The organism is Novosphingobium panipatense (genome assembly GCF_900182875.1).
Taxonomy (GTDB): domain Bacteria; phylum Pseudomonadota; class Alphaproteobacteria; order Sphingomonadales; family Sphingomonadaceae; genus Novosphingobium; species Novosphingobium panipatense.
Map to the genome: position 1 here is coordinate 265,399 of NZ_FXUI01000003.1, position 13,975 is coordinate 279,373.

General features: G+C 67.7%; 14 protein-coding genes. 8 read left to right on the forward strand and 6 right to left on the reverse strand.

The genetic code is table 11. The features are described 5' to 3' along the window. Window positions 1-59 precede the first annotated feature (59 nt). Window positions 60-755 carry an alpha/beta fold hydrolase gene (locus tag QOL62_RS06560; RefSeq protein WP_283405666.1) on the reverse strand — a complete coding sequence of 232 codons (696 nt, stop codon included), beginning with the start codon at window positions 753-755 and terminating at the stop codon, window positions 60-62. Continuing rightward, on the reverse strand, window positions 752-2,086 hold the full coding sequence (gene miaB / locus QOL62_RS06565) for a tRNA (N6-isopentenyl adenosine(37)-C2)-methylthiotransferase MiaB (protein WP_283405667.1): 1,335 nt from the start codon (window positions 2,084-2,086) through the stop codon (window positions 752-754). The genes QOL62_RS06560 and miaB overlap by 4 nt, the downstream gene beginning before the upstream one ends. Before the next feature lie 213 nt (window positions 2,087-2,299). Between miaB and QOL62_RS06570 the strand changes: the two genes are divergently transcribed. Next, entirely contained in the window at window positions 2,300-2,965 is a 666-nt protein-coding gene (locus QOL62_RS06570) for a hypothetical protein (RefSeq protein WP_283405668.1), read from the forward strand. Window positions 2,966-3,078: 113 nt separating this feature from the next. Here QOL62_RS06570 and QOL62_RS06575 read toward each other — a convergent pair whose 3' ends face one another. After that, window positions 3,079-3,243: a hypothetical protein gene (locus QOL62_RS06575; RefSeq protein WP_199183877.1), complete on the reverse strand. Its 165-nt coding sequence runs from the start codon at window positions 3,241-3,243 to the stop codon at window positions 3,079-3,081. Between the two features lie 340 nt (window positions 3,244-3,583). On the opposite strand from QOL62_RS06575, the gene QOL62_RS06580 reads away from it, so the two are divergent. From QOL62_RS06580 to QOL62_RS06590, 3 genes are all read left to right on the forward strand, one after another. Next, the gene (locus tag QOL62_RS06580; RefSeq protein ID WP_103730692.1) at window positions 3,584-4,099 is read left to right on the forward strand and encodes a hypothetical protein; all 516 of its coding nucleotides are present in this window, start codon (window positions 3,584-3,586) and stop codon (window positions 4,097-4,099) included. Window positions 4,100-4,401: 302 nt separating this feature from the next. Continuing rightward, on the forward strand, window positions 4,402-6,150 hold the full coding sequence (gene argS / locus QOL62_RS06585; RefSeq protein ID WP_283405669.1) for an arginine--tRNA ligase: 1,749 nt from the start codon (window positions 4,402-4,404) through the stop codon (window positions 6,148-6,150). 3 nt (window positions 6,151-6,153) lie between these two features. Further along, window positions 6,154-6,933, forward strand: coding sequence for an SPOR domain-containing protein (locus tag QOL62_RS06590; RefSeq protein WP_283405670.1), 780 nt, complete (start codon window positions 6,154-6,156; stop codon window positions 6,931-6,933). A 20-nt stretch (window positions 6,934-6,953) separates the two neighbouring features. Here the strand turns inward: QOL62_RS06590 and QOL62_RS06595 are convergent, their stop codons facing one another. The 3 genes from QOL62_RS06595 to hemC all read right to left on the reverse strand — a co-directional run bounded on the left by QOL62_RS06595 (window position 6,954) and on the right by hemC (window position 9,553). Then, complete coding sequence (locus tag QOL62_RS06595) at window positions 6,954-7,853, reverse strand: hypothetical protein (protein WP_346770672.1); 900 nt, start codon at window positions 7,851-7,853, stop codon at window positions 6,954-6,956. A 64-nt stretch (window positions 7,854-7,917) separates the two neighbouring features. Beyond that, window positions 7,918-8,616, reverse strand: a complete 699-nt coding sequence (locus QOL62_RS06600; RefSeq protein WP_283405672.1) for a uroporphyrinogen-III synthase — start codon at window positions 8,614-8,616, stop codon at window positions 7,918-7,920. Window position 8,617: 1 nt separating this feature from the next. Beyond that, window positions 8,618-9,553 carry a hydroxymethylbilane synthase gene (hemC, locus tag QOL62_RS06605; protein WP_283405673.1) on the reverse strand — a complete coding sequence of 312 codons (936 nt, stop codon included), beginning with the start codon at window positions 9,551-9,553 and terminating at the stop codon, window positions 8,618-8,620. Between the two features lie 53 nt (window positions 9,554-9,606). Between hemC and tsaD the strand changes: the two genes are divergently transcribed. The 4 genes from tsaD to QOL62_RS06625 are packed head-to-tail and all read left to right on the forward strand — an operon-like array spanning window position 9,607 to window position 13,923. Then, complete coding sequence (gene tsaD, locus QOL62_RS06610; protein ID WP_283405674.1) at window positions 9,607-10,647, forward strand: tRNA (adenosine(37)-N6)-threonylcarbamoyltransferase complex transferase subunit TsaD; 1,041 nt, start codon at window positions 9,607-9,609, stop codon at window positions 10,645-10,647. Continuing rightward, window positions 10,644-11,642: an NAD(P)H-dependent glycerol-3-phosphate dehydrogenase gene (locus QOL62_RS06615; protein ID WP_283405675.1), complete on the forward strand. Its 999-nt coding sequence runs from the start codon at window positions 10,644-10,646 to the stop codon at window positions 11,640-11,642. The genes tsaD and QOL62_RS06615 overlap by 4 nt, the downstream gene beginning before the upstream one ends. Next, window positions 11,639-13,168 (forward strand): lipopolysaccharide biosynthesis protein, encoded by a 1,530-nt coding sequence (locus QOL62_RS06620; RefSeq protein ID WP_103730684.1) that lies wholly within the window; start codon window positions 11,639-11,641, stop codon window positions 13,166-13,168. The genes QOL62_RS06615 and QOL62_RS06620 overlap by 4 nt, the downstream gene beginning before the upstream one ends. A 32-nt stretch (window positions 13,169-13,200) precedes the next feature. Continuing rightward, on the forward strand, window positions 13,201-13,923 hold the full coding sequence (locus QOL62_RS06625; RefSeq protein ID WP_283405676.1) for an OmpA family protein: 723 nt from the start codon (window positions 13,201-13,203) through the stop codon (window positions 13,921-13,923). Window positions 13,924-13,975 lie beyond the last annotated feature (52 nt).

Genomic DNA, 13,975 nt, shown 5'->3' on the forward strand with positions numbered 1-13,975 from the left:
CCTTCCTTCCCGAACAGCCGATCGGCCCCGGAGCCCAGCGCTTCGGGGCCGTCTGGCGCTCAGGCAGCCAGCCAGCGGCGCAGCGCGGCGTTCACTTGCCCGGCGCGTTCCATCGTGGACATGTGGCCGCAGCAGGGGATGCATCGCAGGTCCGCGCCCGGTATCGCCGCCGCCAGGGCCTGGGCGTGGCGCGGCGGAGTGGTGCGGTCCTCGTCGCCGACAAGGACGAGCGTGGGAACGGTAATCGCGCACAGCGCCGGGCGCGGATCGCTCCTGCCGATGATGGCCGATTGCTGCCTCTCGAAGGCCTGAAGACCTACCCGCAGCGCCATCGCGACGACCGCTTCGCCGATCGCCGGATCCGCCTGCGGGTGAACCAGAAGCGGAAGGCTGCCGCGCAGCACCTTTTCAAAACCGCGCTCCCTTGCGGTGCTGACCGCAGCGCGGCGTACGGCGGCCTGCCCGGTATCGTCCACCGTCCCGCTCGTGCTCAGGAGGGCGAGCCGCGCGACCCGATGAGGCGCCCGCCTGACGGCCTCCATCGCCACGTAGCCCCCCATCGAAAACCCTGCCAGCGCGAAGCGATCGGGCGCCTCGTCAAGCAGTCGCTCGGCCATGGCGGCGATGGTGTCGTCCTCCAGCGTGTCGGCGACGGTCATGTCCGCCACGTCCGACAGCCCGGCGACCTGCCCGCGCCAGACTTCGGCGTCGCAGGTCAGGCCGGGGACGAGAACAAGCGGCTGGCGGCGGCTCAAGAGACCAAGGCGTCGAGCGGAACGGCGCCGAGGCTGTTGGGACCGGCGCTGGTGATTTCGACCCGCACCAACTGGCCGACCTGCGCGTCTCCCGTGAAGTGGACGGATTGCAGCCACGGTGACTTGCCCAGCCACTGGCCCGGGTGCTTGCCCTTGCGTTCGACCAGGACGTCGCAGACCTTGCCGACCGACGCCGTGTTGAACGCGTACTGATCGCGGTTGAGGGCCGCCTGCAGGCGCTGCAGCCGCTCGTCCATCACGGCGGCGGGAACCTGCCCATCCATGGTCGCGGCGGGGGTGCCGGGACGCGGCGAATACTTGAAGCTGAAGCACTGCGCGTAGCCGACCGCGTCGACCAGCTTCAGGGTGTCCTCGAACTCGGCGTCGGTTTCGCCCGGGAAGCCGACGATGAAATCTCCGGACAAAGCGATGTCGGGGCGGACCGCGCGCACCCTATCGAGAATGGCAAGGTAGCTTTCCACGGTGTGACTGCGGTTCATCGCCTTCAGCACGCGGTCGTTGCCGGCCTGCACGGGCAAGTGCAGGAAGGGCATGAGCTTCCCGATCTCGCCGTGGGCCTCGATCAGCGCCTGAGTCATGTCGTTGGGATGGCTGGTGGTGTAGCGGATCCGCGCCAGTTCAGGGATCGCGGCCAGTTCGCGCGCGAGCCCTTCAAGGCCGACGGTTTGTCCGCGGGCGTTCTCACCGGTCCAGGCGTTCACGTTCTGGCCCAGCAGCGTGATCTCCCGCGCACCCGCTTCGACGAGGCGCAGCGCCTCGTCGACAAGGGCGGCGTAAGGACGGGAAACCTCTGCACCGCGCGTATAGGGCACCACGCAGTAGGTGCAGAACTTGTCGCAGCCTTCCTGCACCGTCAGGAACGCGGTCGGGCCCGAACGCTTGCGGCGGGGAAGGGCGTCGAACTTGGTTTCGGCGGGCATGTCCGTGTCGGTGACGCGCTGGCCTTCGCTGGCAGCACGAACCATCTCGGGCAGCCGATGATAAGCCTGCGGTCCGACGACCATCTTCACGGCGGGCGCGCGGGCCATGATTTCCTCGCCCTCGGCCTGCGCGACGCAGCCGGCGACGGCGATCAGGGGCGACGATCCATCCTCGCGCTTGAGGCGGCCGATATCGGAATAGACCTTCTCGGCGGCCTTTTCGCGGATGTGGCAGGTGTTGAGCACGACGAGATCGGCGTCCTCGCCTTCGGGTGCAGGGACGATGCCCTGCTCGGTGAGCAGTTCGGCCATGCGATCGCCATCGTAGACGTTCATCTGGCAGCCGAAGCTCTTGACCCGGTAGGTCTTCGGATTCGCGGAAGTTTGCATGCGCGCGCCGTTACCGGAAAAGGGCGCGCTTGGACAGGGGTGGCATGCGCGCCCGGCGGGCCGTTCGCGCGTTTGCGCTCGGAGCAGCATCGGCGCCGCACCGGCGCTTTGTCACAGCGGTCGTCGTAGTCTTGTGCTTGCGTATTCGCCCCGCTTCGATCAGCATCCTGGAATACAGAGGCGGCTTGTACTCCCTGAGCAGAAGGTGACGGAATGATCGGACTTCTTCTTGTTGCGCTGCTCTCCGCGCAGAGCCACGACCTCCCGCCTGCCGGGCAGGCCCATGTTTCGCAAGCGTCCGTAAAGGCCGAAGGCGCCCCGGCCAAACCGTCGGAGCGGGCGCGGGTGGATCCGGCCTCGGCGGCCCAGATGCAGGCCTTCGGCCGGTGCGTCGCGCAGCGCCAACCCGCCAGGGCTGCGGCCCTGCTGCAGATGGATTTCAACACCCCGCAGTTCAATGGCGCGCTGAAGAAGCTTGCCCTTTCGGAGGCAGGCTGTCTTGGCCTCAGTTCGAAAGCCCGGTTTGCGGGCGTGCTGTTCGCAGGCGCCCTCGCAGAACAGTTGCTGGCTGGGACGGAGGACCTGGCCGCCGCGCTCGCCTACGATCCGGCCGGTGTGCCGGTGAGGACCTTCAGCCTGAGCGACTACATCGCGGCCTGCGTGGCCCGCACCGCACCGGACGGGGTTGCCGGCCTTCTGGAAACACCCCCCGCAAGCGGCGCCGAAGAGACGGCGATGAGCCAACTCCTGCCTGTGGTGCAGCAATGCGTGCCCAAGGACCAGCAGGCGCAGTTCAACCGGGCAGGCCTGCGCGCGATCCTCGCGACGGCGTCGTACCGCATGGTCGAGGCGGCCAGGAACACGGGTGGGCGCGGGTAAAGCCGCGTTCCGACTTTGGCAGTGTCGCACCGCCCTGTGTGCCGCGCTGGCGATCTTTCAGAGGTGGCTGGCGGGGGCATTAGCTAAGCCGCCCCCGGGATTTTCCATCGCCGCTATGGCTGAGGCGGCTCTTGCCGCGCCTGCATCATCGCGATCGCGACCATGGCAAGTAATCCGATTGGAAACCACAGTCCCGGTTTGCCGAAGACAATACCGATGAACCAGCACAGAGCCAGTGCGCCAATAGGTGCGGGCTTCAGGGGATTGAATGTCTCCATGCTGAACACACTATGCCAGGCATGGTAAAGCTGCAATCCCACTCACACGAATCCGCAGTCTGCCGCGACCGTCTCCAAGTATTTCAGTAAAAAGGGCCGGTGAGTAGACGGTCTACCCTACCCCGATCGGAATGAAGGACGTGGTCAGCGGTTGCCATGCAACTGGACTGAAATGGGTGGCTTGGCGGACCGTCCACTTAGACCGGGCTAGACGGGCTAGATACGGCGCGCGACCCCCGCCGCCTCGGTAGAAGCCTTGTATTTTGGAGTGTGCTGAGGGAACGAGGAGCATGTTCCGCGTTTCTTGCCAACGGCGATTCAGCCGCGAAGGAGAGATAGCATGACAAAGGCATCAGCCATCTTCGACACCCATGCTGAGGCAGAGCGCGCAGTGTCCGAGCTGAGATCGTTGGGACTGAACGACAACGACCTTTCCGTTATCGCTCATCACGGGGGCACCACGACGGCTCGCTCCGGCGACGGCGAGATCACGGACGAGCACCACCGCAACGTCCTTCGAGGAATTCTGGGAGGAGGTGCGCTTGGGGCGGGCCTCGGCGTCGCTGCCCTTGCAATTCCGGGAGTGGGGCCGCTTGCCGCCGCCGGAGCTATCGCGGCCTCTGCAGTTCCAGAGGCGATTGGCATCGGCGCTGTGATAGGCGCTATCGGCGGGACGCTCAATGAAGCCCTTACCAAACATGGCGTCAGCGACGAAGATGCGACATACTACAGCGATCGCATCAAGAATGGCGGTGTCGTGGTCACGGTCGAGGACGCCGGCGTTGACGCTGGCAGAGTACGCGAAGTGCTTTATCGCAACGGCGGCCATAACTCCTCACAGGCGCGCAGTCTCTGAGTTGAGCAGAACCACATCGGTCCTGCGAGGGCGATAAAGCCTTCCATGGTAACAGATCGATGAAGAGGCAGCCGTTGGACAAGGCAGCGGCTGCCTTTTACCGATGTGGGCAGCTCAGCCCGGTCCTGTACATTTCACCGATGGCTCTTTGTCCCCCTTCAAGCACCGCGAGATCTCTCGCAAGGTCAAACCTCTGCCCGACGAGGCGGGCCTGTCCTCTCTGGACCCTGTAAACCGTGTAAACCTGCCCCCGTGCGAGGACCTGTTCCCCTTTGCCCGGACTTCCGCTATCCGCGCGCGTCATGAGCACTACGCAGACCCTTTACGCCGCCTTCGCAGGCCACCTTTCCGCCGCGCTCGATGCGCTGGAAGCCGCGGGAACGCTGCCCGGCGGACTCAAGCGAGGCGCGATCACGGTTGAGCCGCCGCGCGATGCGTCGCACGGGGATCTTTCCACCAACGCCGCGATGGTGCTTGCCAAGCCCGCCGGCCTGAAGCCGCGCGATCTGGCCGAGGCGCTGGTGGCGGAACTGTCGAAGCTCGATTCGGTTACTTCGGCGGAGATCGCCGGGCCCGGCTTCATCAACCTGCGTCTCTCGCCCGCGACCTGGCTTGCCGAACTGCGCGCCATCGCCGAACTGGGTGCGGACTATGGCCGGTCGAGCATGGGCGGCGGCACGACGGTCAACGTCGAGTACGTTTCCGCCAATCCGACCGGACCGATGCACATGGGCCACTGCCGCGGCGCGGTCGTGGGGGATGCACTGGCGACGCTGCTGGAATTCGCCGGGCACAAGGTCATCAAGGAATACTACGTCAACGACGCCGGCGCGCAGGTGCAGGTCCTCGCCCGCTCGGCGCACGTGCGCTATCGCGAGGCGCTGGGCGAGGACGTGGGCGCGATCCCCGAGGGGCTATACCCGGGCGACTACCTGATCCCGGTAGGCCAGCAGCTGGCGGCGGAATTCGGGGACAGGTACGCCGCCGCGCCTGAAGCGGAATGGCTGACGCTGTTCCGCGAAAAGGCCGTCGCCGCCATGCTGGTGATGATCAAGGAAGACCTCGCGCTCCTGGGCATCCACCACGACATCTTCTCGTCGGAGGCCGAGCTGCAGGCCAGCGGCAAACCTGACGAGGCGGAGGCCTGGCTGCGGTCGAAGGGTCTGGTCTACGACGGCGTCCTGGAGGCGCCCAAGGGCAAGACACCGGAAGACTGGGAGCCGGTCGAGCTGCCGCTGTTCAAGTCCACCGCGTTCGGGGACGACCAGGATCGCCCGATCAAGAAGTCCGATGGCACCTGGACCTACTTCGGCGCGGATCTCGCCTACCATTTCCAGAAGGCACAGGGCGCCGACGCCCTCGTTGATATCTGGGGTGCGGATCATGCGGGCACCGTCAAGCGCATCAAGGCCGCTGTTGCCGCGATGACGGGCGCCGATGGAGAGCCTACGCCATTCGAGATCAAGCTGGTTCAGATGGTCCAGCTGCTGCGCGACGGCGAACCGGTGAAGATGTCCAAGCGCTCGGGCAATTTCGTGACCCTCGCCGAGGTCGTCACCGAAGTGGGCAAGGACGTGGTGCGCTTCACCATGCTGACCCGCAAGCCCGAGGCGCAGATGGACTTCGACTTCGCCAAGGTGGTCGAGGCGTCGAAGGACAACCCGGTGTTCTACGTGCAGTACGCCAATGCCCGCGTCCACTCGACGCTGCGCAAGGGCCTTGCCGAAGGCGGTTTCACGCCGTCGGGCGAGCATGTCGAGCTGCTGGGCGAAGAGGAGCTGGAGCTGGTCAAGCTGGCCGCGCAGTTCCCCCGCATCGTCGAGGCCGCCGCCGCCGCGCGTGAGCCGCACCGCATCGCCTTCTTCCTCGGCGACATGGCGGCCGCGTTCCACGGCTACTGGAATCTGGGCAACGACAGGGTAGAAAAGCGGTTTGTTAACGCTCAGGATGCCAAGTTGACCGGCGCCCGCCTTTTCCTGGCGGCGCAGATAGGGCAACTTGTCCGCAATGGCCTTGCTCTGCTGGGAGTTGAGGCGGTGGAGGAAATGTAAGGCATGGCAGGCGCGGACGACGGTTATTTCCCGAAGGCGGAGACGCGGAAGAAACCCGTCTTCGGTAACGGATCCCGTAGCAGCCCGTATTTCGAGGATGATGGTCCGGTTGCCGGCGGTTCCGGTGTGGACGCATCGCGTCAGCTGGACCTCGACGACGACGTGCGTCTCCCCTGGCTTGAGGGCAACGATGAGGATTTTCCCCCTCGCCGCTCAGGGGTGAGTCAGGGGCTCCTGCTCGGCGGGCTGGGGCTGGCCGCGCTGGCGGTGATCGGCGGCGGGGTGGCCTGGGCCCTTATGAGCCGGCCGGAGCAGCCGCTCGTCGCGGACGGCGGCGTTATCACCGCGCCCAAGGAGCCTTACAAGGTGCGCCCCGAGAACCCGGGTGGAGAGTTCGTCGCCGGGACCGGCGACACCAGCTTTGCCGTCGCGGAAGGCCAGTCCCGGCCGGTCCAGATCGACAAGAGCCATGAGGCCCTCGCCGCCGTGCAACCGGCCGCCCCAGCGGGCGCCGCACAGGCCGAAGCCGGCGCGGCGGGCGCCGTCGCGGGCGTCGGCGTTCAGGTCGGCGCCTACGCCACGCGCGAACTCGCGGAAGCGGGCTGGAACACGCTCAAGACCCAGTACGAGCCGCTGGCGGCGATAAGCCACCGCATCGTGCAGGGCCGCGCCGATATCGGCACGGTTTACCGGCTCCAGGCCGTGCCGGGGGACCGGGCGGCGGCGCGCGCACTCTGCCAGGGCATGAAGGCGGCCGGGATGAGCTGCCAGGTCAAAGGCTGAGGGCGGCCGCCCCGAACCGCCTAGACGCCCTCTGAGGCGTCGGCCTGGGGCACCGCTTCGGCAGCGGGCTGCGTGTCCGGCGTGGGGGCGCTGCCCGGGGCGAGCGGGCTCGGCTGGTCCACCGTGTGACCGGCCGCGTCCTGCAGCTTGCGCGGCTCCAGCATAGCCGTCGTCTCCAGGAGATCGAGCGCCTTCTGCACCTCCTGGTAGCGGCGCGCGTCGGCGATCCACCTCTCCGCCGCTTCCGCCCCCGGCAGGCGTTCTACCTCGCCGATGGCCGATTCCATCCGCCGCGCCGTCAGCATCAGTCGGGCCCGCTCGATACGGGCGACAGGGCTGGCGAGAGCCGCCGAATCGCGCCGGACGACGAAGAGCGATCTGAATTCCCGCCGCGCCCGCTCCCACAGGCTCATGTCGGTGTCGGTCACCGTAAGCTCGGGCGACAGCGCCTCAAGCCGGGCGCTCAGGCCGTCGATGGTCACGGGATTTGCGGCAAAATCGAGGACCGTCTGCACCGCACGCGGCTGCGCGTTCATGAACCGCAGCCTCAGCTGGTCCGCGACGTAGCCGAGCGGCTCCCCGCGATCCACCATCCGGCGGGCCGCGAAGGCGATCAGCAGCCCTTCCGCACGGCCCGCATTCCCGGCCGCAGCGTGCGTCTGGAAGTCAATGCGCGAGATCCGATCCTCGATCATGGCGAGGCGGCCTTCGACCGTCGCGAACTGCGAGAGTTGCTGCGGGGTCGGTGCGGTGGCTTCGGCGCCGCGGGACGGTGTCTCGACCTGCGCGGGTGCTTCGGGCGTGGGAAGGACGGAGGGGAGATAGCCGCGCGTGGCAAGCCATGCCACCAGGCCCGCGCCGATGACGAAGGCGAGCAGGGCGACGAGCAGGGTCACGCCTGCGGAACGCTTGCGAGGCACGGCTCCGGGTATGGCGGAAGGGGCCGGCGGCGGGGTGTCCTGCATCAAGTCCTTGTCGTCACGCTTACTGTCCGGGACGGGCTTCTTGGCACATCTGCACGGTCAAGGCCAGTAATGCGGAATCTTCGGGATGCGCCGCGCTCCGGACCGATGCCCAACCGTCACCGGCACGGGCGGCCACACGCGGACCGATGGCCACCAGGTGAATGCGCGAGCGATCGATCCGGTGCCCGGCGCAGATCTGAAGCAGCCGCGCGGCCGCCTCGCCGGAGTGGAGCAGGGCAAGGGCGGGGCGTCCCAGCGCCCGGAGGAGCGGGCCCGGCGGCGGCAGGGGCTCGCTTGCGTAGACTTCGCGTGTGACGATGGCGACGCCTTCGGGCGCGTTCAGCACCGTGCGTTCCCGTCCCGCCAGCCTGAGCAGGCGGTGGTGCTCGGCACGGCGTGCATCGAGCAAGGCCTGCAAACCGCCACGGCCGGCCGCAGCAACGTGGAGGCCGGCCTGAGCAGCGGCGCGCGCGGTGGTCTCCCCGACGCAGTAGGCCGGCAGCCCGCAGTATGCCTCAAGTTGAGAGCCACCATGACGCAGGGCATTGGCGCTGCCCAGCAGCAAGGCGTCCACCTCCGTGCGGGCGACGGGTTCCCAGGCGAGCGGGCGCACCTCGAAGAGAGGGAAGGCGCTGGCGTCCAGCCCCTTGTCCCGAGCGAGGGCCAGAGTGGCCGATGCGCCCGGTTCGGGCCGGAGGACGAGTACCGGGAGAGCCACGTCAGGCCCCTGCGAAATGCACCGTGATGGCAGGAACGGCGCGAGAGAGGAGGTCGGCCGCCAAGGCGGCGGGACCGCGCTTGTCATCGGCGGCGAACCGGGCCACGCCGGTGACGTGTTCGGCTCCGTCCGGGCTGTAGATCGCCGCGCGCATGACGAGTTCATCGCCTTCCGTCTGCGTGAGCACCGCGATGGGCGAGTGGCAGCTGCCGCCGAGCCCGGCGAGCAGGGCGCGTTCGGCAAGGACCTGCGCGCGGCTCGGCGAATGGTCGACGGCGGCGAGGAAGTCGCGGGTGCGCTCGTCACCGGCCCGGCATTCCAGCATGATCGCGGCCTGCGCCGGTGCGGGGAGCCAGTCCTCCGCCGCAAGCGGATGGCCGGTGCCGCTCTCTCCCAGGCGCTTCAGGCCGGCAGCGGCAAGGAACGTGGCGTTCGCTTCCCCTGCCGCGAGCTTGGCGAGGCGGGTGGCGACGTTGCCCCGGAATGTGATGACCGTGCAGTCCGGACGCGCATGGAGCAGCTGCGCGGCACGGCGCGGCGCGCTCGTCCCGACGATTGCACCCTGCGGCAGGGCGGCGATACTATCGGCCCCGATCAGGACGTCGCGCACGTCTTCGCGGGGCAGAATGGCCCCGATGGTGAAGAGCTCCGGGCGCTGAGTCTCAACGTCCTTGGCCGAATGGACGGCGAAGTCGATCTCGCCGGCTTCAAGCCAGGCGTCGAGTTCCTTGGTCCACAGCGCCTTCCCGCCGATTTCCGCCAGCGCGCGGTCCTGGATGCGATCGCCGCTGGCGGTGACGGGAACGATCTCTATATGCGCGGGATCGATTCCATGCGCCTGGGCCAGCCGGTCGCGTGCTTCCTCGGCCTGCGCCATCGCCAGGGGCGAGCGGCGGGTTCCGAGGCGGAAGGTGTGAAGTTGTTTATCGTTGGTCATCGGCGGCTTGTGCTACCCCGCAATGTCGTTCAGGGGAAGGTCGGCCAGAAATTATGAAGACACGGACAGTTCTCGGCATTGAATCTTCCTGCGACGAGACTGCCGCGGCGCTGGTCACCGACGGCAGGGTGATCCTTGCCCAGCGCATCGCCTCGCAGGACGACGCGCACCGCCCCTACGGCGGCGTCGTGCCTGAGATCGCGGCCCGTGCGCATGCGGAACGCCTTGCCCCGATGATCGAAGCGACGCTTGCCGATGCGGGCATGATCCTGGACGAAGTCGACGCCATTGCCGCCACGGCGGGGCCTGGGCTCATCGGCGGCGTCATGGTCGGGCTGGTGACGGCCAAGGCGCTGGCGATGGCGACGGGCAAGCCGCTTATCGCTGTCAATCACCTCGAAGGGCACGCGCTTTCGCCAAGGCTGGCGGATGCGAGCCTCGAATATCCTTACCTGCTGCTGCTGGTCTCCGGCGGGCACTGCCAGATCCTGCTGGTGGAAGGTGTCGGCCGCTTTCGCCGGCTCGGCACCACGATCGATGACGCATTGGGCGAGGCGTTCGACAAGTCGGCGAAGGTCCTGGGGCTCGGATATCCGGGCGGCCCGGCGCTGGAGCGGCTGGCGCTTGAGGGCGATGCGCGCAAGGTGCCCCTGCCGCGCCCGCTCAAGGGGTCGCAGGAGCCGCATTTCTCGTTTGCCGGTCTCAAGAGCGCAGTTCTGCGGGCCAAGCAATCGGGCGAGTATACCGATGCCGATATCGCCGCATCGTTCCAGCAGGCAGCGATCGACTGCCTGATCGACCGCATGCGCAGGGCTCTGGCAGGGGTGGGCCCTGTCAACGCGCTGGTCGTGGCGGGCGGCGTGGCCGCCAACAAGGCTATTCGCGGCGCGCTGGAGAAGCTGGCGGCAGACCATTCCCTGCCGTTCATCGCTCCGCCGCTCGCATTGTGCACGGACAATGCGGCCATGATCGCCTGGGCGGGGCTGGAGAGACTGGCGGACGGGCAGTCCGACCCTCTCGATGTGGCGGCCCGGCCGCGCTGGCCTCTTGATCCGGAGGCCGAGGCAGTGCGTGGGGCAGGAGTGAAGGCATGAGTGCGAAACTGGGGGTCATCGGTGCCGGGGCATGGGGCACGGCGCTGGCGCAGGCGCTTGCGGGCGACGGCAGCGAGGTTCTGGTCTGGGCGCGTGAGCCGGAACTGGTCGAGCAGATCAACCGGGACCATCGCAACGAACTCTACCTGCCGGACGCGCCGCTGGCCGCAGGCATTCGCGCGACTGGCGAACTTGCCGAGCTTGCAGGCCTGCCTGTGCTCCTGGTGGTTGTTCCCGCGCAGTTTCTGGCGGGGGTGATCGCCCAGCTGCCGGCGGGCCAGCGGGATCTGGTGCTTTGCGCCAAGGGCATCGAGGCGGGCACCGGCCGCCTGATGGCCGATGTTGCGGCAACCGTCTGCGCACCGGAGCAGCTCGCGGTGCTTTCCGGGCCGACCTTCGCGCATGAAGTGGCCGCCGGTCTGCCGACCGCTGTGACGCTGGCATGCGGCGGCGGGCAGGCGCAGTGGGACCGTCTGGCGCCGCTGCTCGCGCGGCCGGCGCTGCGGCCCTACTTTTCGGACGACGTCATCGGCGCGGAGATCGGCGGTGCCGTGAAAAACGTGCTCGCCATCGCGTGCGGCGTGGTTGAAGGACTGGGGCTGGGACAGAACGCCCGGGCGGCCCTGATCGCGCGCGGCTATGCGGAGATGCTGCGCTTCGGCATCGCGCGCGGCGCCCGCGCCGAAACCCTTGCGGGCCTCTGCGGGCTGGGCGATCTCGTGCTGACCTGCTCGTCCACGTCGAGCCGCAACTTTTCGCTGGGGCTTGCGCTGGGCAGGGGCATGACCGCCGCTGAGGCGCTGTCAGGCAAGAACAGCGTAGCCGAGGGCGCGGCGACCGCCCCCGTGCTGGCGGAGCTTGCCCGACGCGAAGGCATCCAGATGCCCATCGTCGAGGCCGTGCATCGGCTTCTGATCGGCGAGATACCGGCGGACGCCGCGGTGAGCGACCTTCTTGCTCGTCCATTGCGCGCCGAGCAGGAGCTGGCTCTTTGAGCGCTGTCATAGCCGGGCCGCAGGGCGAGAAGGAGCGCGACGACATCGCCGCGCTTGCCAAGGGTGGGCGCACGAACCTTTTCGGATTCTTCCTTCGGCTTGCGGCGCGCATCCCCTTCCTGTTCATAGCTGGCCGCGCCTCCGTCTACGGACCGGCGGCGCTGGGCCGCTTCGCATCGGCCCTGGTGCTGATCGAACTGACGTCGATGCTCTGCACGATGGGCGAGAAACGGGGGCTGGCGCAACGTCTTTCAGAGTCCGAAGGGCAGGTCCATCCGGCCAACGTGATCGCCGACGGCACCATTCTTGCCGTGATCTCAAGCTGCCTTGCGGCGCTGTTCTTCTGGTGCGTGCCGGGGCTGCTGTTCCCGGGCGGGCATTATACCCAGATCGACCGCCTGATGGTCCTGGCCCTGCCCGCCATGACCATGACCGAGATATGGCTCGCCGCGCTGGCCTACCGCCTGCGGGTGGCGCCTACGGTATGGTCGCGCGCCATCGTCGAGCCATGGACGATTTCGATCATGGCCGGCGCGATGATCTGGATCGCACCGGCAAGCGGCCTTGCGATCGCCTACATAACCTCGGTTCTGGCAGCGGCGCTGACCGCGTTCATCCCCTTCTTCCGGGAGTATGGTGTGCCGCGCGGCTGGCGCCCACGCCCCAACGCGATGCGCAAGCTGGCCCTGCGGTCGCTGCCGATCGCCCTTGCCGACGCGATCGAGTGGGGCACGCGCCGCGTCGATATCTTCCTTCTGGGCTTTCTCGCGCCGCCATCGGCGGTGGGCATCTATTACGCCGCGCAGCAGGTGGCCAGTCTGCCGCAGAAGCTCAAGACCAGCTTCGAGCCGGTGCTTGGCCCTGTCATCACGCGCAATCTCAAGGAGCGGGACTACGCCGCAATCGCCCGGCAGGTCTGCCAGGTCGGATTCTGGATCACCGCCTCGCAGGCCGGTATCGCGCTCGCGCTCGGCATTCCGGGTACGGGAGTCATGGGCCTGGTCGGTCGGGAGTTCGTGGGTGGAACGGGCGCACTTGCGTTTCTCCTCGCGGCAGAAGTGGTGGCGGCGACCGCCGTGGTCAGCGAGGCGGCGCTCATCTACGTCGCACGGCTGCGCAACCTCTGGGTCTCGATCGGGACAATCGCGGTGCAGGCCCTGCTGACGCTGGGCGGCATTCTGCTGATGCAGAAGCTCGGCTTCAACACGCTGTACCAGGCCGCCGCCGCGGCGGCCGCGCTGATGATCGCGCTTGGTCTGTCGTCCATAGTGAAGTCGAGGATGCTCTCGCGCATCCTGCGTGAACCGGTAAACAACTGGCGCTGGGCCCTGGTCTGGGCGGCGGCGCCGGCGGTGGTCATCGGATTTCTGGCCGTACGCCTCCTGCCTGAGTGGGCGGCGATGGCCTTCGGCATCCCCGCGATCCTCGGCGCCTACTTCCTCGTCATCTGGAAGAAGGCCTTCGGGCCCGAGGACCGTCGCCTGTTCCAGACCGCCAAAAAGGTCGAAAGCGAAGTGCCCGGCTGACAGCCGGGCGCCTTTTCAATAGGCTGCCTGTCATGAATCCACGCAGCGCATCGATGATCGCAGCCGGCGCCGCGCTGTGCCTGGTCATGTCTTTCGGCGTGAACCGGGCGCGCGGCGACGCGTTCATCAACGATCTTCACACGAAGGCATCCGCCGCCCGTGACGCAGCGGGCGGGAAGGGTGTGGCCATCGCGTTTCGCGACCGCTACGGCTGGCTCACCCGTCATCCCGAGCTGTCCGGCGGCAAGGCTCTCTCGCCGGAAACCCGCAAGAGCGTAGCCGCCGCCGTGGCTGCCGTGCCGGGAATTGCGGGGGTCACATGGGCGCGCGAAGGGGATGCCCGGGCGGCCTCGATGCATTGCCAGGACGATGTGGAGCGCATTCTCGAAACCCGAACAATTCGCTTCGGTGAGGCAAGCACGCGGCTTGAACCTTCAAGCGAGCGATTGCTGGATGAGGTGGCGCGGGCGTTGCGGCCATGCGTGGGCAGCATCATCGCGGTGACAGGCCATACGGACGCGGGAGGCAACCGGCAGGTGAATGTCGCTCTTTCGCAGGCGCGGGCCGAAGCCGTCCGCTCGGCGCTCGTCCGTCGCGGCATCCCGGCCACCAATCTGCGCGCGGCAGGGGTCGGCTCGGCTCGCCCGGTGGAGGGACTGGATCCGCTCGATCCCGCCAATCGGCGTATCGAGTTTTCCGTGATCTACACGGCGCCGGCCAAGCCGACTCCGATCGACACGCCAGGTCCCGAATGAGCTTTACTCGGGCAAGAGACTAGGAAAGGACGAACCCTTGCCGCTATGGCTT

Excerpts from the sequence above, each read along its gene's own strand:
- miaB (WP_283405667.1), bottom strand. The coding sequence starts at position 2,086 with ATGCAAACTTCCGCGAATCCGAAGACCTACCGGGTCAAGAGCTTCGGC.
- QOL62_RS06570 (WP_283405668.1), top strand. The coding sequence starts at position 2,300 with ATGATCGGACTTCTTCTTGTTGCGCTGCTCTCCGCGCAGAGCCACGAC.
- QOL62_RS06575 (WP_199183877.1), bottom strand. The coding sequence starts at position 3,243 with ATGGAGACATTCAATCCCCTGAAGCCCGCACCTATTGGCGCACTGGCT.
- QOL62_RS06580 (WP_103730692.1), top strand. The coding sequence starts at position 3,584 with ATGACAAAGGCATCAGCCATCTTCGACACCCATGCTGAGGCAGAGCGC.
- argS (WP_283405669.1), top strand. The coding sequence starts at position 4,402 with ATGAGCACTACGCAGACCCTTTACGCCGCCTTCGCAGGCCACCTTTCC.
- QOL62_RS06590 (WP_283405670.1), top strand. The coding sequence starts at position 6,154 with ATGGCAGGCGCGGACGACGGTTATTTCCCGAAGGCGGAGACGCGGAAG.
- hemC (WP_283405673.1), bottom strand. The coding sequence starts at position 9,553 with ATGACCAACGATAAACAACTTCACACCTTCCGCCTCGGAACCCGCCGC.
- tsaD (WP_283405674.1), top strand. The coding sequence starts at position 9,607 with ATGAAGACACGGACAGTTCTCGGCATTGAATCTTCCTGCGACGAGACT.
- QOL62_RS06615 (WP_283405675.1), top strand. The coding sequence starts at position 10,644 with ATGAGTGCGAAACTGGGGGTCATCGGTGCCGGGGCATGGGGCACGGCG.
- QOL62_RS06625 (WP_283405676.1), top strand. The coding sequence starts at position 13,201 with ATGAATCCACGCAGCGCATCGATGATCGCAGCCGGCGCCGCGCTGTGC.